Below are 23,489 nucleotides of genomic sequence, written 5' to 3' on the forward strand. Positions count from 1 at the left end.
GTTGTTCTTATGAAAGTTGAAAAACGCGGTCAACAGCGTGGCTTTACCCTGATCGAAATGCTCGTTGTTTTGGTGCTTATCTCCTTGCTGGCCGGTCTGGTCGGGCCCAAATTATTCAATAAGGTTGGCTCGTCAAAGACCAAGGTTGCCTCGGCACAAATCGAACTGTTCTCCTCGGCATTGAATACCTACCGCCTTGATGTCGGTGATTATCCGACAACAGAGCAGGGCTTGCCTGCATTGATGAGTGCCCCGGGCTCTGCCGTGGGTTGGGATGGTCCTTACCTGGCCAAAGATGTGCCTGCTGACCCTTGGGGCAAGGCATATATGTACAAACTTAAAGATAATGGCGACTTTGCCCTTTACACCCTAGGTAAAGACGGCAAAGAAGGCGGTACCGGTGAAAATGAGGATATCGGTGTCTTCTAAGTCACATCAGGGTTTCACGCTCATTGAACTGATGGTCGTGCTGGTGTTGATATCGTCAATGGTCGGTTTTGCCGCCCCCAAGGTATGGAACTTCTATGCCAAGCGGGTAGAGCAAGGCGAGGTCGATACCGTTGTTGCTCGTATCGCAGCACTAAAGCGCGAATATCGCCGGGCAGGCAAGCCGCTCATTATCAATCAGGGTGATTACTTGTCTCAGGATCGGCAATCAGCTTCCCGGCTCGCTTTGGTTACTTTGCCTGAGGGTTGGGCGGTTGCCGAGGCCGAGCAATTGCGTTTTTTGGTCAACGGTGTAACCAATGGCGGCGAGGTGTTTTTGCTGGCCCCATCTGGTTTGAGTTGGCGCATTTGGTACCGCCCGTTGGATGGTGATGTAGAGGTATCGCAGGTTTATGCGCAATAGCAAAGGCTTTGGTCTTATTGAGGTTTTGGTTGCCTCGGTTGTCTTGGTGAGCTTGCTGGCAGCGGTCCTTCCATTGTTTGATGCCGGGCAGAATCAGTTGGCAAAGGCCGAGAAGGTCGCCGTTATGCTGTCGGCAAAAAAGCGGATATACCATCGTATTGCCGAGGTAAACCCAGCGGAGCAAAGCAGCGGCAAGGGCCATGAGGGTCATTGGGAGTATCGCTGGCAAGCCCGGCGGATTTCTGATTTTCGCCAGCAGCATTCCCGCGAAGCACTGGTTCGCTATCAGGTCGCGTTGTACCAGATTAACGTCAGTATCTACCCCAAAGAGAGCCAACAGGCGTTGGATCAGTTTCGGTTTAAACATCTGGGATGGAAGAAGTGAAGCGGCAACAAGGTTTCACCATCATAGAACTGCTGGTTGCATTGACGATTTTCTCGTCAGTATTGGCGATTACGCTGACGGCGTTTGACCAAGGGGTAAATACCTGGAAGCGTTCGCTGCGAGGAATGAGCCAGCAGCAATACGTATTGAAAAGAGAAGCATGGTTCTACCCGCTTTTCGAGCAGGCGATTTCGGCCCAGTATGTGTATCCGGGCGGTTCGCTTGGCGCATATTTCGAAGGCTCTCCGAGCGAGATGCTGTTTGTATCAGCCTCGCCGGTACTGACAGGCCCCGGGCGAACGGCAGCTATCCAGCTGAGGATCAAGGCCAACGGCAATGGTTTTAATCTGGAATACCGCCAGAAATTCAATGCAGATATCCAGCGCGGTATCAATTGGGGCGATGAACAATGGTTTGTTCTGCTCGAAGGTATGAAGACAATTCGCTTTAGCTATTATGCCGGTCGGCATCTGCCGCTCAATGGCGATATTCGCAGTGTTGATCCCCGTTACCAGCAGTATTACCGAGATGCTCCCGAGTGGATTACCCATTTTACCGCCAAGCTGGAAGAGAGTTTGCCCAACCGAGTTGGTATTCAATTTGAAACGGCAAATAGCCAAACATGGCAGTGGGAGTTTCCCGTTATCTATCACAGTGATGCATTGTCACCGATGTTCGGGAGGGGCTGATGAAAAAAGAAAAAGGGGCGATTCTACCGTTAACCCTGATTGTTATGGCCATTTTGTCAGTATTGGCGATGGGCGTAATGGCAAAAGCCCGTAGTGCCATCGAAGAGGTTGCCGATAAAAAGCAGGAATTTAGTGACTTCTTGTCAGTCAGCGATGCGGTGCAAGAAATTGTCTTTGTCTTGTCAACCGGCACACCTGAGCCGGGACGCTTTATGCTCGGGGACAATTCGGTTCCTGTTGATGGCTCGCTCTTCAATATTGATGGTGTTGAGGCGAGCGTGCAGGACAACGCTGGGCTGATTAGTTTGGCATTGGCGCCCAAACAAAACTTGTTTCGTCTGTTCCGGCTCTACGCCGAGCCCTCAGTGGCCAGTGACTGGGCGGGTATCGTCGACGAGTGGCGCAAGCCAGGCGGTTTAGATCGGGTGCCGAGGATGGGCGACGATGATGAAGTATTGCCGCGTAACTCCTATATGCGTGGTGTTGACGAGTTATTGGAAATTCCGCTAATCGCGCAAAGCGGCGCATTCAACAAAGGTAACGAGAAAGTCCCGTATGGATTGAGGGATTACTTGGTAACTGGCGGTGTTGGTTGGCAAAACTATGCCTCAATGCCCGCTGAATTGCTGGCCGGTGTGTTTGGTGTCAGCGAGTCACAGGTCGAGAAACTGGCTGAGGCTCGAGAGAAAGGAGAATGGCAGCAGTTTGCACAGCTTCAGCGTGCTGCCGGGCTGTTTGACGAAATGGGTAGCGTAGCCAGTAACCGCTTTTTGATTCGGTTGCATGGCAAGGCTTTTTCAGCAAGAACAATGGTTGAAGTAGCGGCCGGAGGCTTGCCGCTTTACAAACGGACGTTATGGCAATACCCAGATGCTGCAAGGTATTAAATGAAAAACAAAAATAGCAAAACATGGATTGCGCATTACGAGATCGTCGCCGATGAGCAAGGCCATCGGATGACGTTGGGTGGCGAGCCGTTGGCTGGCCCGGTTAATGCCCAAATATTGGACAAGGTTATCTGGCTCGTTCCGCCTCAGCGCTGCTTGTTCAAGCAGCTTGAATACGATGCGGAATATGTGACGGCCGGAGAAATAGCCGAATGCCTGAGTTCAGATATCGAGCAATGGACCATTTGGCCGCAGACTGCCTCGTATTTTCAAACCCAGAAAGTGGGTGAGTCTTGGCGGGTCGCGGTATGGATCTGGGATGAGAGTGTCGAGCAAGGTCTGCTCGGCGATATAGCGCCAACCCATATTGTGCCTTTGAGCGCTTATCTGGCCAGCGCGGTAGGGCCGCAGCAGGTGCTGCTGCATACCGTGCTAGGGCAGCACTGGTCATTGGCGGTCGACCAGCATGGTTTGGTCCAGGGGATACACCCGGTGACGACCACATTGCAACAACAGCAGTGCGAGCGCCGTTATCAACGTTGGATTGCCAGCAATGATGCCCTTTTCCAGATTGGTTACCAAGGGGAGTGGAACAAAGAGGCATTGCCGCTTGAGTTCAAACCCAAGCGCAGTGTTATTGCTGCCGGTAAGCGCAAGGGCGTTACAGACTTCACCGATATACAGACATACCTCAAGCCGCTTGGCGCAATCGCCTTGGCGGCCGTGGTATGGATTGCCGGTGACTATCTGATTGTCAGCAGTACTCAGTCTGAGCTCGAAGCACAATCTGCCTCATTGGCGATGCCGAGCCGCGAAGCCGTGACTATTCGCCAGCATCTGGCGTTCGAAAAGAAAAAACTCGATGCAATTGCAGCCTACAAGCAAGATCAGGTAGCTATCGGCCAGATCCTCCAAGCACTCAGTGAGAAGATCCCAAAGGATATCTACCTCACTGCGGTAGATGTGCAAATGCCAACGGTGGTCATGACCGGTCTGGGTATCAATGTTGCATCATTGCCTGCCGCTTTGGAGCAGTGGGATCAAGTGGCAAGTGCGGCATTTATCAGTGATATCCGTCAGGCCAGTAACAACAGAGAGAGCTTCCGTTTGCAGCTTGAATTAAAGGAGGCCAGCCATGATTAAGCAGTTACAGCCTGTCATTACCAAGCTGGATAACGAACTGGAAAGTCCGTTGATTCGGTGGTCGTTGCTATTGATAGTTATTTGTCTGTTTTGGTTGGTTGTTATCAACCCGTATTTTAGTTGGCGCAGTGGCGCGATAGAGCAAATCGATCGCCAAGCAATGCAGATTGCCAAGCAGCAGCGCGCTGTTGATAGTCTTGCCAAGCTCCGTGAACTAGAGCAAGACGTCAAGGCCATCAATGCCGGTAATGCCAATGTCTTGCTCAAGGAAACCTCTGACTCCTCGGCACAGGGGCGGTTGATGGCGCTATTGAATCCGTTGATCCGTAACAATGATCTGAAAATTAACGGTCGCCGTTTCGATGTCGGTCACGTTGTGCCGAATCTGGGGGCTGAAGTGTCAATACGCCTGACACTGAGGGGGACCACCAAGCAAATCATGACTTTTCTAGACGGTGTGACCCAGTCAGACACATTGATTGTAGCCAAGCCCGTACAAATAAGAACGTTGCAGGATGCCACAGAACTGCAGGTCACTGTATCGGCTTACCGCAAGTTGCCAGACAGCGAACTGAAACAACTGTCGAAGGCGAAGGGGAATTAACATGATATCAATGAAGGTAGGTGCATTGGTCTTGGCCTTGGCGGTGGCCGGAGGATGGGGGGCGACATGGTTCTCCCTTGCCGATCAAGAGGAAAACTATGATCCGCTGGCTCTAGCAGGGGCCAAGCAGACGGAAGCGCCAGCGCTTCACTGGCTGGATAGCTATGCCAGCAGTGATGTGTTCAGCAGTGACCGTGGCCCGCTAGGGGTAGGCAAGCCTGCCCAGCCTGAGGAAAACGGCGAAAAATCAACATCTGCACAAAGTGATCAAGAGATTGCCAAGCAACAGGCGACCGGAAAGCAATGGAAATTGGTTGCCATTATCAAGGAAGAAAAAGCACAAGCCCTGATTGAAATGGCGGATGCCAGTTTTATGACCTTGGGTGAAGGGGATGAGCTGCCAGACGGTAGAACCATCAACAAAATTGGTACTCGTCAGATTTGGTTGGCAGATAAAAATGCCGCTGCGTTGACGCAGGTTGAACTATTTAGATTTGAGTAAGTGGAAAACATAATGAAACAGCGAACAGCCAGAGGACTGGCAGTAACAGGGATTGTGCTAATGTTAGGCGGATGTGCCGCCCGGCCGTATGGGGTTGAGCCGCTACCATCGGCCCCGACCAATCATGCCGAGCGCAACAGCCAGCTGAAAGTGTCTGAAGGGCAGGCCAAGAAAATGGAAGCCGGTCAGACACAATTCAACAATGTACCGGCCGCTCCGATGTTGCGTGCGAACCGAGACTCTAACTTGGCGGCAGAAACGCTGAAGTTGTCCACGAATCCTGTTACGGTGAATGCGCAGAGCCTGGCCCTGAATAAGTTTATCAACCTTACGTTGGGTGAAATTCTCGGGGTGAACTATATTGTCGATCAGTCATTGGCGGATAATACCCAGCCAGTGACCTTGCATATTTCAGAGCCGGTCAAGCCGGGTCGTATGCTGGGTTTGGTTGAAGAGGTGCTGCGCCTGTCTGATGTCGCTTTGTTGCAGGACAAGGGGTTGATTAAGGTCGTACCGCTGTCAAAGGCGACAAACCTATCGCCGGAAATTGTCGAGCGCAACATGAAACGCCTGCTACGCTATGGTCAGGTTATTGAGTTTGTGCCCGTCAATCACTTGCCGTTGGGGCAAGCCTCGCAGCTGGCGATGACATTTGTGACTCAGGGCAAAGGTCGGGTATTGTCACAGGCTCATTTGAATTCGTTGATTCTTGTCGGTGAGCAGCAGGACATTGCGCGTTTTCGTGAACTGCTGCAGTTGATTGACCTGCCATCCCCGGTATCGAATTTCACCACTGTGGTCACACCAGCGTTTGTTACGGCAACAGAGTTAGTGACCAATGTTAACCAGACCTTGCCGTTGCAGGGGATTCCGGTCGTAACAACTCAAGTCAGTGAAAAAGGTATTGTGAGTAAATCGGGTGTCACCGGCGTGTCGATTACCCCGATTGGTGATAGCAACCGAATTTTGCTGACCGCCAGCAGTCGCAGTTGGTTGGATTTTACCAAGCAGTGGATCCGCCAGCTTGACAGGCCAAAGCAGACCGTTGCTGGTGAAATGAACATTTTTACCTACTTTATGCAAAATGCCCAAGCTCAGGACATTACCGATGTGATTAACCAAGTTTTCGGTAATGGTAGTAGTGCGGGTGCTTCAGCCAATAAAGAAGAGACTAAGAAGACAGAGTCGGCTGTGAGGCCTGCCACCCTAGCGGGGGCTGGATCATCGCAGGGTAAGAGTAAGTCTTCAGCGGCATCAGCGGTGACTGTCGGTAACGATAAGTTCAAAATTGTGGTTGATGAAACTCGTAATGCATTGATCTTCATGGGTACCTATGATGAATATGCGCGAGTGGTTGAGTTGCTTAAAGTTCTGGACCGTCGTCCGCGTCAGGTATTGATTGAAGCCTCCGTAATGGAAGTGACCCTTGATGACAGCTTGGATCTTGGCGTGAACTGGAATGTCAAAAACGGCAATGTTGACGGTGGCAAAATCAATGGCGGTACCAGCGGTGAGGGTGGTATCAAGTTGGCGGCTGGTGGTTTGCTGCTCAATGGCACGTTTGGTGATTTCACTGCCAATTTGAGCGCGGCGGCGAAAGATGGCAAGGTACATATTCTGTCCAGCCCGCGTTTGTTAGCCAAAGATGGTGAAGAGGCCAAAATTTCTGTCGGTACTCAAATTGCCGTGAAAACGGGCTCGGTAACCAGCAGTGAAAGTAACGGCACAGTGACGGATAGCTTTACCTATGTAGATACCGGTGTGATTCTTGAGCTGATGCCAACCATTAACGAAAATGGCTTGGTAGAGCTTGCCGTTTCGCAAGAAGTGAGTGAAGCAGGAGAGAGCGAGGGGAATACTCCGCCAATTTTGAAGCGCCATGTTGAAACTGTATTAGTGGCAGAAACCGGCCAAACTATCGTTTTGGGTGGATTGATTAGCCAGAACCAGAGTTCAACGGTGACTAAGGTGCCGTTGTTGGGTGATATTCCTGTGTTGGGGCACCTATTTAAGGCAACCAACGTAAAAGATCGTAAGACCGAGTTGATTATCACGATCACTCCACACATTATCTACAACCGCTCAGATGCTGACTTCTATACTCAGGAATTCCGCAGTTTGTTTGGTTGGGATTTGGTACCGCCCCAAGTAGGTATCGAACTGTAACAAGTAAATAGTTAATACGCGAAAAGGCCAGCTACGAAAGTAGCTGGCCTTTTTTATTGTCGCAGTAAGGACATACGGTTTAGCGTCATGTTGATTGGGCATGAAACACGTACAAGCCATGGCAATAGCTCGGTTATAGAATAGGTAGCACAGTTTGACAGGAAGCAAATAGGAAGAGTTTTGTCATGCATTCAGCATCTGATAGGGCGTAAGTGAAAGCCCGCCAGTATGTGGCGGCCTATAAGAACGACAAAGCAGTATAAATTGTGGTGGTAACACTGACCAATCACGTTAAATCCCGCAGGGGAACTGTGAAATGACGCACATTATTACCTACAGTCATAACCATTCGACACGATACTCTGGTTGACCAGGAAGGGGCGGTTTAGTTTTTTTGATACTTAAACCTCGCTTCAAACGCTGAGGTGGTTGATATATAAACAGATGAAATAAAAAGATATTCTTATAGAAGTGTAAGAAGTAGGCAAATGTGACCCTTGACAAAAAAAATTATCAATCATTTGCTCAATAATTGTACAGTTGTGGGCTTGTCGTACAAACTGCTCGGTATAAGTTATTGTCCATCATGATAGCTGCTACTTTGATGGTGGAAATATTAGGTATAAATAATTGATCGTTTGCGCCGAAGTGTTTAGCCGCCAACCATTATAACCTGCAATTATTAGGCCTCTATAATTAAAAATCCCACCCACTAATTTTCAAATCGCATACACATACCAACATTAAAATTTTGATCTAAATCACACCAACTTACTTGGTAAAGTATAGCTAATACGTGATGGGAATTTAATGCCTATTTAGGATGTGATGATAATTAGTGTGTAATATGTATTACCGATTAGATCAAAATCTTATGCCGATATATATTATTTAGATTGCTATTGATTATTTACTTATACCGACAAGATGTGTCTTATATATTTTGATTCATGTTTTTCGGTATTAATATCTGATCTGTTTTTTGTTTGATGTTGTTAATTATGTTGTTGTTTTTTAAGGTAATTTTTCCTTTCGCTGAGTGTGTATTTATTTATCCATGAAATTAATGAATTCTTGTTGTGTTATTTTGATCGAGTTTTGAACGTTGACACCAAAATAAAAATAGAACAAAATTCTCAGCACTTATAAGTGGAAACGAACCCACTTTATAAGTGGAAGAATAATAACGAGCAAGGACTCCTTATTGTTTTAACCAATATTAGTGGGAATTATTCGAAGGATATATTCAATGTTTAAGAAATCAGTTGTCGCGGCAGCACTTACCCTTACTCTAGCTGGTGGCGCAAACGCGTTTGAACTAGCTAAAGATGGCATCGAACTACAGAAAGTAGCAACTCAGTCTACTGACGCAGTTCTACAGTTCCAAATCGGTCGTGGTGACGCTACTTTCGCAATCGAAGAAGTTGCTAAAGAGCTAGGTTCTGCAGACGCAGCTACTCCAGTTGTTGACTCTGTAATGATCCGTGCTGAACTTTCTGGCGGTGCTGTTTGGAACCTTGCAAAGGTTAAAGATACTTCTGTTAACCATTTCGCAACTGCACAGTCTACTGCGAACGCTGGTGGTGCTGTAACTGACCTAACTGCAAACATCGTTATTGGAGAAGCATCTCTAGTAGCTCCAAACGTACTTGTAATCCCAGTGAAAAGTGCTGGTTGGGCAGACGACACTGCTAACCTGAACACTTTTAACCTAGACTTCGCTCACACTGGTGCATTCGACCTACGTAATGCTGAAGGTACAGTACGTGCAAGCGTTGGCCTACAGACAACTGATGGTTCTTTCACTGGCGAGCCTGTGAAAACTAAAGTTGCATTCCAACTACTAGACGTATTCACTGTAGCTATCTCTGACACTCAAATCTCTGAGAACGAAGCTAAAGTTGCTAACCAGTTCAAGTCATTTGACCGCGAAGGTAAAGTATTCACTACTGCACCTGCTTACGTAACTATCAAGAACCAGACTAGCGATCAGCCAGTAAACAAAGAAGTACTTAAGCTTAAGCTAGCTGGTGACTTCTCTGATGTTACAGCTCTAGCTGCTTCTGCTGACACTACTGCTTGGACTATCAACGCAGCTAAAACTGAAGCAACTGCATTTGTTACTTCTAACCTAGAGCCTGAAGCAACAACTACTCTTACTCTACCAAGCCTGAAGTTCTCTGGTAAGAACCCAATCCCAGTGATGGACTACGACTTCACTGCATACATGGATTCTAACGCTACTTTCACTGAGTTCGCTCGTGGTGACGAAGGCGCTTACGTAATTACTCACGACGGTTTCACTTTTGACACAGTAACTACTGGTACTTCTGCTGACAACCAGATCTTCATCCGTGACGTATCTGGCAACCTTCCAGAAGCTGGTGGTTCAATCAACGTAACTGTATGGGAATACGATGCAGAAGGTAACTCTACTGAGCTAGCTAAAGGTAAGACTCTGTCTGTTAAGCTTGCTAACAAGGGTGCTGTTACTCTAACTCCTGCTTCAATCGCTGCTGACCTTGGCCTAGAGGTAACTCCTGGTTCACAAGCTCGCTTCCTATTCGAAGTTGAAACTGAGAAAGGCGAAGCTGCAGTTAAGAAACAAGTTGCTGGCGTTGGTATCGATATCCAAACTGGTACTAGCGGCAACATCGGTGTAGCTGCAACTCTATAATTGAGTTAAAGTTAACACGTAATATAAAGGGAGCCTAATGGCTCCCTTTTTGTTTATTATTCTCGTGATGACAGTATTTGTTATTGTATATAAGGCCATAATTATTTAGCTATTCCAGCATGATGTAGGTAATTAATCACTAATGGTGCTTAATGAGTCGTCTTGATTTACTGTGGTTTAAAAATAAAAAGCTTATTTTCCTACAAATTGACATAATATAAGTGTTATAGAAGCTCTTGTGAGAATAAATTAACTATAATATTCCAGATGAAAATGTAATATTGATTTTTTAACCGGATATATTACGGTTAGTCATCTTAAGTATTAATAAAACGACCTGTAGTGTGATCTTGCTCACGTCTAATGGTATGAAATAAGACGTGAATATGATTAAATATTACATGGTGACGTATGGATAATTAATAAAAACAATGGATACTTTTGATTCAACAAATTTCCATCAATTAGCGCGTAAAGAGAAGAATGGCCAGAAGCGTATTCGTCTTTTGGCATTGGCGCATTTTAAGGATGGCAAAAACAGAACTGAAATTGCACGCTCATTGAAAGTGAGTCGTTCTAGTGTCAATAATTGGATTTCTCGTTTTTTGAAAGATGGTTTAGCTGGTTTAGAAGATAAACCACGTTCTGGCAGACCTGCTATGCTTTCATCTGATCAGCTGTCTCAGCTTAATGATTATATTGAAAAGTGGAATAGCCGTTGTGACTCAGGAAAACTGAAGGGGTGTGATCTTAACCTTTATATCAAAGAGCAGTTTGATATTGAGTTCGAACCCTCACATATATATCGAATTATCAAACAGTTAAATAGTTAGTCGGATAGGGCGTAGCTCTATATCTACAGCGGTGGTAACGGTTGTTGTCGATGTGATTCTATTGAACTCAAATAAGTCAATTCTAATTAGAAAATAATGCGCTTGTGTGTCTAGATTACCAATAAGTAATTTGATTCATAAAATTAAAATAACGTATTCGATTTAATGCCAATTGATTCCTTTTCGGTATTTGTTTTTGTGCAGAACCTTCCTTTGACATTTATAAAATCTAGTTTGGAATAAATCCTATTGATTTTTGATTTTGTTGTTGATGGTGCATTTGAATAAATGTAATGATAGAAAAAACAGCAATAGAAGAGTGTGCAACTTGTTTGCAGTGCAGGTTATTTCACACTCTACTTTTCATTATTTCTAAAGGTTAGGGGATTATCCATTGGTTCAAAATCAGTGGTAGAGATTTATGGAACAAGTTATTCAAGTTAGTCAGGTATCAAAGTCGTTCCTGATGTATCAAAATCCGTTGCAATTGCTCAAGGCTCATTTGTTTTCTTCTCGTGAGGAGTGCCAATATTTTCAGGCATTGACTAATGTTAATTTTGTAGCAAAAAAAGGTGAGACGATTGGCATCGTCGGCCACAATGGTTCAGGAAAGTCGACCCTGCTACAGATAATTTGTGGCGTTATGCAGGCTACCGCCGGAGAAGTGAATGTATCAGGCCGTGTTGCTGCATTATTAGAATTGGGTTCGGGCTTTAATCCAGAATTTACCGGGCGTGAAAATATTTATTTCAATGCGGCATTACTAGGATTATCGACCGAAGAAATTGATGCGCGTTTCGATGATATTATTGCCTTTGCCAATATTGGTGAGTTCCTCGAGCGTCCAGTCAAAACCTATTCAAGCGGCATGATGTTGCGCTTGGCATTTTCAGTTGTGATTAATACAGACCCTGATGTATTGATTATCGATGAGGCGTTGGCAGTAGGGGATGATGCTTTCCAGCGTAAGTGTCATGCGAGGCTGCGCCAACTACAGGCGAATGGCGTTACGCTTTTGTTTGTATCGCATTCGGCGGGGCAGGTTATTGAGCTTTGTGACCGGGCTATTCTGCTTGATCGCGGCGAAGTGCTGATGGAAGGCAAACCTAAGGAAGTGGTTCACAACTACCATAAGCTCTTGCATATGGAAGGTGACGACCGACAGGTTTTCAGGGCGCAACTGCTCTGTGGCCAAACACCCCAGATTGAAGCCGTGGCCGAAAGCCAGCAGCCGTCGGATGATAGCGGCACGTTTGATTCGGCGCTAACGCCGACGTCTACGGTATGGTATCAGTCTAATGGTGCTCTTATTGAAGATCCCCATGTTCGTAATTTGAATAACCAGCGGGTCAACTTGCTGGAAGCTGGCCATAGCTATGACTATTGCTTCAAAGTGCACTTTGACCGCGAGGCGTTTGAAGTCGGTTTTGGCATGCTGATCAAAACCGTGTCAGGGGTGGAGCTGTCCGGTGCGACCACGACCAAAAACCATCAAAAGCGCATTCCTTATGTGTCTGCTGGGCAGACTGTTGAGGTGAGATTCCGGTTTAAGTGCCAATTGCGCAATGGTACTTACTTTATGAATTGCGGCTGTTCTGCATTGGTAAACGGCGAGCGTAAGTTTTTACATCGTGGGGTTGATTCTGCAATGTTTAGCGTCGTTCAGGAAAATCCAGATGCGACAGGTGTTGTCGATTTGGGTATTGAACTGCATACCGAGTTGGCCTCATGAAACGCGTTAACCTGTTTATAGTCGGGGGGCAGAAATGCGGTACGACGGCTTTAGCCAGTTTTCTACAGCAGCATCCGGATATTTGTCTTGTTGACGGTAAAGAGGCGCATATCTTTGATTTTATGCCTGTTGAACAGCGGTGCGAGCAGACGTTGGATCAGGCATATGGTCAATTGACGAGCCATTACCAAGGGGAGAAATACCTTTGTGATGCCACGCCGATATATAGCTACTGGCAGGATATCCACGGGGATTTGGTTGAGTACTCGCCTGATGCCAAAATTATCTTTATGCTGCGGGATCCGGTCGAACGGGCTGTTTCGCAGTATCAGATGGAATATGGTCGCGGTACCGAGGACAAGGGCATCATTGAGGCTTTTATCAGTGAATCCTATCGGTTAAAGAGAGCCCAGGGTGACAGGAGCCTGCACTCATCGTGGCGGTTGCATTCGTATATTGACCGTGGTTTTTTCTCTCATCAGTATGACAATTTGCTGAAGCATTTCGCACCAGAGCAAATACTGCTGATTCATAATCAGTCATTGCGTAAATATCATGACAAGACCCTTGAGAAAGTGTTCGACTTTCTTGATCTGCCAAATTGTAAAATACCTGAAAAGACCGTATTTTCAGGTAAATATAGTGAGACAGGCCCAACAGTAAAGTTGGCGAAGTTGATTGCTCATTGGCGGTTGCGTCAGGAGCGTGAATTCGTCAAGCAGTTTGAAATCATTGACTGACCGAGGGCCTGGCTAGGCGACTAGCCAAGCCCTTGTTGTTTCTTATTGCGGATGCTCTGAAGGCTATTGCCGGTAGGGCGAAGGTTACTGTTGGTTGCACTGGAAATTTTCAATCGGTGCTATTTTGTTATCCGCTGTCGCGTAGATGTTCAGGATGTCGACCAATGCCAGAGTAATATCGCAGTGCTCTTGGTGGCGGTCTTGGGTTTCTCCTGCATCTTCGCGCAAATTATACAGTTCCAGCTTAACACTGTTATTGCCATAGACAGCCCAGGTTGTGGTATCGGGGGTTGGCTCTAGTCGGACTAACTTCCAATCCCCTTGCCTGACGGCCTGTAGGGTATGTGCTTTCTCGTAGAGCGGTTCTTCAGACTTGTCATAATGGTGTTGCCAATATAGATGGGGAAGAGGCTCCACGCGCTCCCGGTCAAGCACAGGAACAATAGAGCGGTTTAGAGGTTCGCCGGTTGCTAGCTCTAGGATCGTGTCTTTGAGCTGGTACTGGGCAAAAGGGGTTTCCTCAACCCCGGCGCGGATACCGTTATAGTACATAATGGTAGGCACCCTGATCCCCCCTTCGTAAATGGTCCATTTTCCGTCTCGGAGTTCGCCGGAAGAGCGGAAAAATTCGAAGTCATTCATTCCTCCAGCCAAATGAGCACCATTGTCGCTGCTAATAATCACCAAGGTTTTATCCGCAATACCGAGTGCTTCGAGTTCATCAATGACCATACCGACATGCTGGTCTAATCGCGTGATCATGCCAGCTAGTTCAGCGCGGGGCTCATCGACATGGCGGAAGAATATATGGTTGCCGGTCCAAGGCGTTTCCGGAAAGATACTTTTACCGTCCTGCTGGTAGAGTTTTTTTGTGTCTGGGTGAGAAACCAATTCGGCATGGGGGAGCGTTGAGGATATTAGCATGAAGAACTTGTTGTCTTTGACAGTACGCAAATGGGCAATCGCCTCGTCCATGATCACATCGGGCAGATATTGATCTGGGGTGGTTTTGTAGCGTTTTACTTCGTCGCCGATCAGTTGGAATAGATCTTGGCGTACACCCTCATAGTAGGGGTGATAGGGGGTGGATTCTTCGGGGGTTTGTGGGCTGTCATGATAATGGACATGCGCATCGCGGTGCTGCATAAAGCCTACGAAAGTGGTAAACCCGGCATCTGCGGGTCCGTTGATAAACTCCTCTGGCAGCTTGCGGATCATATCGTCTTGAGTCATGTTGGAGCACAGCGGGTAAGTATCCCGGATAAATTGTGCGGCGCTGTCATCGGCATGGGACATGCCCCATTTGCCGAAGATAGAGGTGTCATAGCCCCGGGCTTTGAGAACATCAGCAATGGTTTCTTCTTCGCCAAACATATCGACAGGGTTTTTCCAGTTGCTTTCGCCGGTATGTAAACCTGTGAGCAGGCTGTTTCGAGCTGGCGGGCAGTAGGCTGCAGATGAGTAGAACTGGGTAAAGCGAATACCTCTGGTGGCGAGGTCATCCATTCTTGGGGTCTGTATCAGTTGTTGTCCATAGGCACCGACCTGACCAAAGCCCAAATCATCAGCATAGATGATAATGATATTTTCAATTTGTGTTTTGGCTGTTGCTCGGGAGCTGGGATTTTCTTGTTCTTGGCAAGCGCAGAGCAGAAATAATGACACGACAAAAAATGACAACTTAAACGGCATAATTTAATCCTCATTTGTGTCATTTGATCTTAGGAAGATGCCGTAAATGCGGTGTTTTAATATTGAGATAGCAGGCTTAGTTATTAAAATTGATAACAATAAAGTACTTACAATTTGTTAACAAAGATGTGATTTTAAAATAGAATTTTTCATATGCATGTATCGGGTCAACATTGAGCTTTGCCTACTTATCTGTGCATTTGCGTTTGTGTTGCACTACCTCAAGATAGTCGAGGCCAAGACATTTCCCGGCATACCGGATCCGTTGGGAGAGATTCAGTACAATTATTTCAGACCCAGATGCCGTTTAAAGGGAAAATCCATACCCTCAGACGGTTACCTAGAATGGGATATGCTGTCGCACTGAATCTGGCACCTTGAGGTAACTGGGGTATCACCTTGTGGGTGTAGCGTGATCTTGTTAAAATTCGCCGCTTACTGATAGGTGACGCTGCATGCGCTAGCCTGGTTAATAAATATTGGGAACGTTGCAGATGTTAACGAACTATAACTTTCTATCCCCGCTGTTACAGCACAAAGGCTTGATTTGGACGATGGCAAAGCGTGATCTTGCCATGCGTTACAAAGGCTCTGTGATGGGAATGCTGTGGACGTTTTTCAACCCATTGCTGATGTTGGCAATTTATACATTCGTGTTTCAGTATGTATTTCGTTCGAAATGGGGCATGGAAGGGGAGATGGAAACGGGTTTTGCCATCATTTTGTTTTCTGGCCTTATTTTGCATATGTGGTTGACGGAAGTCTTTAGCCGTTCCGTATCCCTGATGTCATCCAATGCCAATTTTGTTAAAAAGATCGTCTTTCCGTTAGAAGTTTTCCCGTGGGTCGTTCTGCTTTCCGCAAGCTTCCAGTTTGCAATTGCATCCTTGGTACTGGTCGGGTTCATGGTTGTTGAAGGCGCAAGCTTCACGATGAGTATGTTGCTGGCCCCTATCACCGTGGCACCGCTGGCCCTGTTGTTGCTCGGTTCGTCTTATCTGTTTTCGGCGCTTGGGGTGTTTGTGAAGGATCTCGAACAGTTTATTGGTTCTTTCGTCACAATCTTGCTCTTTACCAGCACGGTATTTTTCTCCCTTGATAATGTTCCTGCCATTATCCAGCCATTTATCAAGCTTAACCCGTTGACTATTCCCGTAGAGGCATTCCGTGGCGCAGTCATTTGGGGTCATGTCGACAACTGGTTTGAAGTTGGTATTTATACAGTAGTGAGTATTCTTTTCACATTGGTCAGTTATGCATTCTTCAAGAAAGTGAAAACCATCTTTCCCGATGTTATGTGATGATAGAAAAGAATTTGCTGCCGTTGCCGAGAGTCCTAACAAGCTAGAAAGGCCTGTTGCTGGCTACGGTGGTATGAACCACTCATCACTTTATTACCGACAATAAAAAACGAGGAGGCCTGATGGCCTCCTCGTTTTTGTTAGGGTATGGACTATTTCATTAGTTCATGGATTGGTCGCTTTGATAGCATGCGCTTCACTTTTCTTTGCAGTGATACAGGCACCATACGGGCGAGTTTGGCAACAACCGGGTGGCCACGCAGTTTGATCAAGTAACGCAGGATCTGTTCATTTCGCTCTAGCTGATGTTCGATGTCTGATGTTAGGAACTGCTTTAGCAGTGAATCAGGCATTGAGATTGGCGAGGCGGGTTTGTCGACCGCTTTGATATCTTGTAGGTAGCTGTTGAGATAGAACGCAGGCTCAGCTTGGTATGCCCCATCTTTGCAGGCATTGAACTCAGCGCGGCCCTGCTTTAGTTGTGACCAGAACTCACACCATGCTTCCGTCGACTGCTGCCACGGCGCAATAATGGCACGCTTGCAGTTTACTAGTCGCTCTGGGAAGGCACCGATATCCGGCGCGACAATAACAGCATCGCACTGTAGGGCAGAGCTTAGAGTATAACAGTAGGTTTCGGGCCATTGGGCCGGGAACCAGATTACATCCGGATTGATATCGTTAATCAGCGAGACAAGATCGTTATTGTCATAAGCGCCGTGCGTGATAACAGCGTCCAGTTCACGGAAGGCATAGCCCATTAAATGGAACTCGATGTCCTTTTGAGGGATCTGTTTGGCGACATCCTCAAGAACGACGGCCCCTTTTTCCATGCTCAACGCGCCCAGAACGACGACTTTAAGTGGCTGGCTGCTATCGGCTGTTTTCGGCGCGTACTTATCTGTGAGTAGAGCGTCTCTTTCGGTATCAAGGTGCCATGCGGCGATCCCGTTTGGCAACGAGTAGAAGCGATTGTAGATATCCAATGTCGAACGCGATGGGAAAATAACACGCTGGGCATTTTCCAAGAAACGGGCCTGGCTCTTTTGCCATACGTCAACAGATACATGAAGAGGGTAGCGTTCTGCGCATTGCTGCTCGAAATCGGTATCTTCCAAGCAGAAACGGCCATCGACATTGGTCAGGGTCGGGTTGCCGTTGATGAAATAGAAATCATGAACCGTGACATCGTAAGCGCAACCCAGATCATGGTGCAGGTTAAGCACCTTTTCCGATACACCCATAATGTGATGGTAGTGCACTAGGCTCACATTCATTGCTTTCAGCACGCAAATGAGCTCAGCAAATTGCGCCTCGTTAGAGAAGTACATCAAGTCGTTGCACTTGGTGCCTGTTTTGAATGTCAGCTTCACAATGCTGTCACTGACAGGCTGCAGCAATAAGGTTACCAACTCGTCAGCATAATATGACTCGAGCTCATCGATATGATGAATAACCCCACCGCCCATACCGTGGGCAACCATGACGACTTTTTTGCGCTTGTCATCAGCAATGATAGACATCAACGCCTTGATCCGTGCTAGCTTGGCAGGATCATCGGCAATAAACGCCATGACATCCGGTTGGTAGTTAGGGTGAAGATCATTGAGGATCTCCAGTGCTCTTTCTTTGCGAGGATCTTGCTCGGCCGCGAAGCTTACCCCGCCTTTGTGGTAAGCAAATACATTGAGCTGGTGGGTATTGAGCCAGCCCTTTTTGATGGCGCGCTGGCACCAATCATTTTCTTCGCCGTAGCCTTTGCCGAAGGTTTCAACATCAAACAGGCCAACATCGTCAAGGCATTTGCGCTTGATGTACATGCAGAAACCGACACCCGTCGGAACAGAGACGTAGTTTTGTTCCAGCTGAAGCTGGCTGAAATGTTGATCTAGCTGATCAACGCTAAGCCCTAGCAGTAGTTCGTTGTCTTCACAGAAGTTAGGGAAGCTACAGATAGTGGCGTTGTTGGAAAACGGCGTCACGCTACCGATGGTGTCATCGGCGTAGGCCCCCTCGCGGATGCGCTCGAGCCAGTTGGAGTTTGCTACTTCGACATCGCTGTTTAGCAATAAAACGTCATTGTCTTGGTTCAGTGACATACCGAAATTCACGGTAGCGACGAACCCCAAATTATCCTTATTTTCATGAAGTGCGTAGTTATATGCTGTTGAGTTGTCACGCAGCCACTGTGTCAGTTCCGGCTCTGGAGAGCAGTCATTGATAACGACAAGGTTGGCCCACGTTGGCAAGGATCGCGCAGCGGTGACGATACAATCTCTTGTCTCATCAAGCCCCCGATACACAGGAATAATAACATCAACGTTATTCATTAAATTCTACTCACTTATAAAAAATTTTAGCTATGTTCTTAATTGGCCACTTGTCTAGCAGTATCTGCTGAGTGTCTAGTTGTTCTTGCTGAGCGGCAGTGGTTTCCGACAGAGACTCAATTTGAGCTTTCAAGTCTCGGGTCTCTTGCTCGTAATAGGCTAATCCTGCATCCTTTTCTGCGATAACATCGTGGCAGTGGCTGGTGTACTGGCCATTTTCTTCGATGGTATGGTTCAGCTCTTGGATCTTGGCGTCCCGCTCGCGAATAACACTGATGGCATAGTCGTGCATCTCGCCGACCTCTATCGATTTGGCAATCGCGAGGTTAAGGCGGCTGAACGACTCCGTCATATTGGCGATAAATAGCAGGTTGGCCGCGATATTATCAAGTAATCCTTGCCATTCTGTCTGCCACTGGATGTCATCAAGCGGCGCTTCTGCAGTAGCTATGCGCTGATTTAGGCTATCGACAGAAAGCGGTGGCTGTACCGATGTATGCTTGGATATTTTCGGCTCGACAAATTGTGCCGCCGAGCAGGATAGAGATATCGTTAGTTCAGCAAAGATCTGGTTGATTACCGCCACTGTGTCTTGCATCAAATGACGATGCTCAACCCAGATACGAGCCAGATTTTGGCTATGCTCCACGGCCGCGATCGTATAGTACTCCCATAAATACTGAGAGTGTAGGGGGGTCATTTGGTCTCTGGTTTCTAATGAACGAGAAACCTGCGAACAATCCCGATTCATAACGACGGCGCAGGCTGTGTCGCCGATTTCATTGATAACATCGAGCCAAATCGGCAATAGCAATGACAATCGCGGATCTTTGAGGCCGCAATAATGGTGCTCGGCAAACTGCTCTGACTTTAGTAAGCCCACCATCCGCTGCTTGAGAGACTCATTGAGTTGGTAGTTACCTAACCTGTGATGTAAATCGAAACACGAGAACCAGCTTTGGCCCAGTTCTGTGAGAATTTCCTCATTGATCGCCACCAACTCTCGGTTTTCAAAAAATCCCTTTTGATTGACAGCTTCAATGTCTTGAATGAAATCGTCACCAAAGCAAACTCCCTGAGCATCAAGCTCACCAGAGAGGGCACTGGTACCGCTACGGTGCATTCCTAGCACCAACAACCATGTTTTACTCAAACTATTTCTCTCATACCGCGGAAGATAGGGGCCTAACGTTGTCAGGGCAAGTTACAGGCAAGGGCTATCGTTCAATGTCAGTGCTGCTTCGTCTTTAGCAGACAAAGAAGGTTCGCCGTCGAGCGGCCACTCAATCGCCAGTTGTGGGTCGTTCCAAGCAATTGAGTGCTCGGCAGATGGATTGTAGTAATCAGTACACTTGTAGACGAACTCTGCTTCTTCGCTTGTCACATAGAAACCATGAGCAAAGCCTTCAGGAACCCATAGCTGGCGCTTGTTCTCTGCAGAAAGCAGTACGCCAACCCACTGGCCAAATGTTGGCGAGCCTTTGCGTACATCAACCGCAACGTCATACACTTCGCCTGATACGACGCGAACCAGTTTGCCCTGAGTGTTCTCGGTCTGGTAATGCAGGCCGCGTAGGATCCCTTTCTTCGATTTCGAATGGTTGTCCTGTACAAAGGTGCGTTCTGCTACCAGTTGGCAGAATTTTTCCTGCTGCCAAGTTTCCATGAAGAAACCACGCTCGTCACCAAAAACAGCGGGTTCGATAATCTTAACGTCCGCAATGGCGGTATCGATAACTTTCATCGTCTATTCTCTTTGCAAAGGCGCCCGGGCAGAGCCGAGCGCAGTCAATCTATCAGATGCCGTAAGGGCGAATATCCGTCAGGGCTTTTTGCCAATCGCAGGCGTCGATGCCAAATTCCGCCCCGATCTTGTCCATCGATAGGCGCGAATTGGCTGGGCGCTTGGCGGGGGTCGGGTAGTCTGCGGTGGTGATGCTGTTCAGTGCCGGAATATGCTCAAGTACGCCTTGCGCCTTGGCGGCATCGAAAATGTAGCTGGCAAATTCAAACCAGCTCACGCTAGGCAGGCCAGCGTAATGGTAGATCCCCCAGGCCACATTGGTGCCCGCCTTGTAGCGCTCGGCAATGGCGATCAGGGTCGCGGCGATATCGCCGGCATAGGTCGGGCCGCCGAACTGGTCACCGACAATCCCCAGTTGGTCGCGGTCGCGGCCAAGGCGGATCATGGTTTTGACAAAGTTGTTGCCGGTTTCGCCGAACACCCAAGCGGTACGCAGGATAATATGGCGTGGACAGGCCGCGATAACGGCCTGCTCGCCAGCCAGCTTGCTCTCGCCGTAGACGCCTTGCGGCGCGGTCAGATCGGTTTCGCTGTAAACCCCGTCCTTGTCGCCAGAGAATACGTAGTCGGTTGAAATATGCAGGATTGCCGCCCCCACCTGCTCGGCAGCACGAGCCAAGTACAGCGGGCCGTCGCGGTTGATTTGGTAAGACAGCTCAACCTCTTCTTCGGCGCGGTCCACCGCGGTATGGGCCGCGGCGTTGATGATGGCATCAGGCTTGAATGCAGTTACTGCATCCAATACGGCCTGCTCGTCGGTAATATCAAGCTGGTCGCGGTCAACAGCCATCAGCTCGGCTTTGCCGGTCAGCTGTTTTACCAGCAGGCTGCCCACCTGCCCGTTGCAACCGGTAATGAGTACTTTCAGCATTCGGAAACCCTTTGTTGTTTGGTCACGCACCGCGGGGTTAGTTGGCCGCGATGCGTGTTGTCGCGTGATTTACGCCGGGCGTTTCTCGGCGGACAATGCCAGCAGGTAGCGGCCGTATTCGTTCTTCAGCATTGGCTGGGCTTTCTCAACCAGTTGCTCGTTGGTCATCCAGCCATTGCGCCATGCCACTTCTTCAAGGCAGGCGACTTTGAGGCCCTGAACGTTCTCGATGGTCTGAACAAACGACGACGCCTCGTGCAGGCTTTCATGGGTGCCGGTATCCAGCCATGCAAAGCCACGGCCGAGCAGCTCGACGTTCAGGGAGCCGTCTTCAAGGTACATCTGGTTGATGCTGGTGATTTCAAGCTCGCCGCGCTCAGAAGGCTTAACGCGCTTGGCAAAATCGACCACACGGTTATCGTAGAAATACAGGCCTGTGACCGCATAGTTCGACTTGGGTACGGTCGGCTTTTCTTCAATCGATACGGCTTTCATTTCGCTGTCGAACTCGACGACGCCGAAACGCTCGGGATCTTTCACCTGGTAGCCGAACACGGTCGCGCCGTGTTCGCGCTCTGCGGCATTGCGCAGGGTGCGGGAGAACGACTGGCCGTAGAAGATATTGTCGCCGAGGATCAGGCAGCAGCTATCATCGCCGATGAACTCCTCGCCGATAATGAAGGCCTGAGCGAGGCCGTCCGGACTCGGCTGGATCGCATACTGCAGGTTGATCCCGAAATCAGAGCCGTCGCCCAGCAGGCGGGTGAAGGACTCGTTGTCTTCCGGCGTGGTGATAACCAGCACATCGCGGATCCCCGCCAGCATAAGGGTAGCCAGCGGGTAGTAAATCATCGGCTTGTCGTAAACGGGCAATAGCTGCTTTGATACGCCGCGCGTGATCGGGTACAGGCGGGTACCTGACCCGCCAGCAAGAATAATACCTTTCATGTTGTGTCCTTAGCCTTGGTTGCCCTGTTGGTTGCTGCCCAAACGTTCCATGCTGTACGAACCGTCAAGAACGCGGCTCCACCATGTTTTGTTGTTTAGGTACCATTGCACGGTTTTGCGGATCCCCGTTTCGAATGTCTCTTGCGGCAGCCAGCCCAGCTCTTTGCCAATCTTGGTGGCATCAATCGCGTAGCGGACATCATGCCCTGGGCGGTCGGTCACATAGGTGATCAAATCTTCGTAGCGTGCAACGCCTTGGGGTTTGTTCGGCACCAGCTCTTCAAGTAGGGCGCAGATGGTCTTCACCACCTCGATATTGGCTTTCTCGTTGTGGCCGCCGATGTTGTAGGTCTCGCCGATCTCGCCTTTGGTCACTACGGTGTACAGGGCGCGGGCGTGGTCTTCAACAAACAGCCAGTCGCGGATCTGCATGCCGTCGCCATATACAGGCAGCGCCTTGCCGTCCAGCGCATTGAGGATCATCAGCGGGATCAGTTTTTCAGGGAAATGGAACGGGCCGTAGTTGTTCGAGCAGTTGGTCACCACGGTCGGCAAGCCGTAGGTACGCAGCCATGCGCGCACCAGGTGGTCGCTCGATGCTTTTGATGCCGAGTACGGGCTGCTCGGAGCATACGATGTGGTTTCGGTGAACAGATCGTCGGTACCTTCCAGATCACCGTAGACCTCATCGGTAGAAATATGGTGGAAGCGGAAGGCCTCTTTGGCTGGCGCGTCCAGTTGGTTCCAGTATGAGCGAGTGGCTTCCAGCAGGGTGTAAGTCCCCACGATATTGGTTTCAATAAACGCAGCAGGCCCGTCAATAGAGCGGTCTACGTGGCTTTCGGCGGCCAGGTGCATCACCGCATCCGGCTGGTGCTCGGCGAACACGCGGTCAAGTGCAATGCGGTCACAAATATCAACTTGTTCAAAGGCATAGCGTTTGTGGTTTTCAACACTAGTCAGTGACTCCAAGTTACCTGCATAGGTCAGCTTGTCGACGTTAACAACTGAATCTGTAGTATTTTCAATGATATGACGCACAACAGCCGAGCCAATGAAGCCCGCACCACCAGTTACCAAAATCTTCAAAATATAAGCCCTAAATGATTAAAAAAAACGCCATCTTGAGATGGGGATTTCACTAAAAAAATTACTGTGATTATAACAAAATTGGGAAATAATTTAAGGGCAATCTTGAATGAGTAGGTGTATATTACGTGATGCTTACCCTAATAAGCACTTAGTTTCATATTCATTCTGCGTTAAGCTATATCATTGTTAAAAAAGCAATATTTTACTAATCCCCTTTGAGGGTGAGCTAGCCTCTGTTTTCTC

At 48.2% G+C, this 23,489-nt stretch carries 21 protein-coding genes; 14 read left to right on the forward strand and 7 right to left on the reverse strand.

Going from position 1 to position 23,489, the window contains the following annotated elements:
- Nucleotides 1–9 precede the first annotated feature (9 nt).
- The 13 genes from gspG (at nt 10) to ACSF8X_RS06695 (ending at nt 13,208) form a co-directional block, all read left to right on the forward strand.
- Nucleotides 10–429 carry a type II secretion system major pseudopilin GspG gene (gspG, locus tag ACSF8X_RS06635; RefSeq protein ID WP_047878704.1) on the forward strand — a complete coding sequence of 140 codons (420 nt, stop codon included), beginning with the start codon at nt 10–12 and terminating at the stop codon, nt 427–429.
- The gene (locus ACSF8X_RS06640) at nt 419–850 is read left to right on the forward strand and encodes a pilus assembly FimT family protein (RefSeq protein WP_500850962.1); all 432 of its coding nucleotides are present in this window, start codon (nt 419–421) and stop codon (nt 848–850) included. The genes gspG and ACSF8X_RS06640 overlap by 11 nt, the downstream gene beginning before the upstream one ends.
- Nucleotides 840–1,235 (forward strand): prepilin-type N-terminal cleavage/methylation domain-containing protein, encoded by a 396-nt coding sequence (locus ACSF8X_RS06645; protein WP_500850963.1) that lies wholly within the window; start codon nt 840–842, stop codon nt 1,233–1,235. Before ACSF8X_RS06640 ends, ACSF8X_RS06645 begins: the two co-directional genes overlap by 11 nt.
- Nucleotides 1,232–1,924, forward strand: a complete 693-nt coding sequence (locus ACSF8X_RS06650; protein ID WP_500850964.1) for a PulJ/GspJ family protein — start codon at nt 1,232–1,234, stop codon at nt 1,922–1,924. Before ACSF8X_RS06645 ends, ACSF8X_RS06650 begins: the two co-directional genes overlap by 4 nt.
- Nucleotides 1,924–2,811, forward strand: a complete 888-nt coding sequence (locus tag ACSF8X_RS06655) for a hypothetical protein (protein ID WP_500850965.1) — start codon at nt 1,924–1,926, stop codon at nt 2,809–2,811. The genes ACSF8X_RS06650 and ACSF8X_RS06655 overlap by 1 nt, the downstream gene beginning before the upstream one ends.
- Entirely contained in the window at nt 2,812–3,954 is a 1,143-nt protein-coding gene (locus tag ACSF8X_RS06660) for a hypothetical protein (protein WP_500850966.1), read from the forward strand.
- Nucleotides 3,947–4,558, forward strand: coding sequence for a hypothetical protein (locus ACSF8X_RS06665; protein ID WP_500850967.1), 612 nt, complete (start codon nt 3,947–3,949; stop codon nt 4,556–4,558). Before ACSF8X_RS06660 ends, ACSF8X_RS06665 begins: the two co-directional genes overlap by 8 nt.
- Before the next feature lies 1 nt (nt 4,559).
- Entirely contained in the window at nt 4,560–5,060 is a 501-nt protein-coding gene (locus tag ACSF8X_RS06670; RefSeq protein WP_500850968.1) for a hypothetical protein, read from the forward strand.
- A gap of 12 nt (nt 5,061–5,072) precedes the next feature.
- Entirely contained in the window at nt 5,073–7,226 is a 2,154-nt protein-coding gene (locus ACSF8X_RS06675; RefSeq protein WP_500850969.1) for a secretin GspD/PilQ domain-containing protein, read from the forward strand.
- Nucleotides 7,227–8,475: 1,249 nt separating this feature from the next.
- Nucleotides 8,476–9,903, forward strand: a complete 1,428-nt coding sequence (locus tag ACSF8X_RS06680) for a VapA family S-layer protein (protein WP_500850970.1) — start codon at nt 8,476–8,478, stop codon at nt 9,901–9,903.
- 431 nt (nt 9,904–10,334) lie between these two features.
- The gene (locus ACSF8X_RS06685) at nt 10,335–10,736 is read left to right on the forward strand and encodes a helix-turn-helix domain-containing protein (protein WP_047878696.1); all 402 of its coding nucleotides are present in this window, start codon (nt 10,335–10,337) and stop codon (nt 10,734–10,736) included.
- Between the two features lie 421 nt (nt 10,737–11,157).
- Entirely contained in the window at nt 11,158–12,468 is a 1,311-nt protein-coding gene (locus tag ACSF8X_RS06690; protein ID WP_500850971.1) for an ABC transporter ATP-binding protein, read from the forward strand.
- Nucleotides 12,465–13,208 carry a sulfotransferase family protein gene (locus ACSF8X_RS06695; RefSeq protein ID WP_500850972.1) on the forward strand — a complete coding sequence of 248 codons (744 nt, stop codon included), beginning with the start codon at nt 12,465–12,467 and terminating at the stop codon, nt 13,206–13,208. The genes ACSF8X_RS06690 and ACSF8X_RS06695 overlap by 4 nt, the downstream gene beginning before the upstream one ends.
- Nucleotides 13,209–13,292: 84 nt before the next feature.
- Here the strand turns inward: ACSF8X_RS06695 and ACSF8X_RS06700 are convergent, their stop codons facing one another.
- On the reverse strand, nt 13,293–14,900 hold the full coding sequence (locus ACSF8X_RS06700) for a sulfatase-like hydrolase/transferase (RefSeq protein ID WP_500850973.1): 1,608 nt from the start codon (nt 14,898–14,900) through the stop codon (nt 13,293–13,295).
- A 494-nt stretch (nt 14,901–15,394) separates the two neighbouring features.
- On the opposite strand from ACSF8X_RS06700, the gene ACSF8X_RS06705 reads away from it, so the two are divergent.
- The gene (locus ACSF8X_RS06705) at nt 15,395–16,201 is read left to right on the forward strand and encodes an ABC transporter permease (protein WP_500850974.1); all 807 of its coding nucleotides are present in this window, start codon (nt 15,395–15,397) and stop codon (nt 16,199–16,201) included.
- 152 nt (nt 16,202–16,353) lie between these two features.
- Here ACSF8X_RS06705 and ACSF8X_RS06710 read toward each other — a convergent pair whose 3' ends face one another.
- The 6 genes from ACSF8X_RS06710 to rffG form a co-directional block, all read right to left on the reverse strand.
- Nucleotides 16,354–18,531, reverse strand: coding sequence for a glycosyltransferase (locus tag ACSF8X_RS06710; protein WP_500850975.1), 2,178 nt, complete (start codon nt 18,529–18,531; stop codon nt 16,354–16,356).
- 10 nt (nt 18,532–18,541) lie between these two features.
- Nucleotides 18,542–19,684: a sulfotransferase family protein gene (locus ACSF8X_RS06715; RefSeq protein ID WP_500850976.1), complete on the reverse strand. Its 1,143-nt coding sequence runs from the start codon at nt 19,682–19,684 to the stop codon at nt 18,542–18,544.
- A 51-nt stretch (nt 19,685–19,735) separates the two neighbouring features.
- Nucleotides 19,736–20,275 (reverse strand): dTDP-4-dehydrorhamnose 3,5-epimerase, encoded by a 540-nt coding sequence (gene rfbC, locus ACSF8X_RS06720; protein ID WP_047878691.1) that lies wholly within the window; start codon nt 20,273–20,275, stop codon nt 19,736–19,738.
- A gap of 52 nt (nt 20,276–20,327) precedes the next feature.
- Nucleotides 20,328–21,203: a dTDP-4-dehydrorhamnose reductase gene (rfbD, locus tag ACSF8X_RS06725; RefSeq protein WP_500851150.1), complete on the reverse strand. Its 876-nt coding sequence runs from the start codon at nt 21,201–21,203 to the stop codon at nt 20,328–20,330.
- A 72-nt stretch (nt 21,204–21,275) separates the two neighbouring features.
- Nucleotides 21,276–22,154, reverse strand: coding sequence for a glucose-1-phosphate thymidylyltransferase RfbA (gene rfbA / locus ACSF8X_RS06730; RefSeq protein WP_500850977.1), 879 nt, complete (start codon nt 22,152–22,154; stop codon nt 21,276–21,278).
- 9 nt (nt 22,155–22,163) lie between these two features.
- A complete protein-coding gene (rffG, locus tag ACSF8X_RS06735; protein WP_500850978.1) occupies nt 22,164–23,243 on the reverse strand; it encodes a dTDP-glucose 4,6-dehydratase in 1,080 nt (359 codons plus the stop codon).
- Between the last annotated feature and the right edge of the window lie 246 nt (nt 23,244–23,489).

This window comes from Photobacterium panuliri (assembly GCF_059920555.1).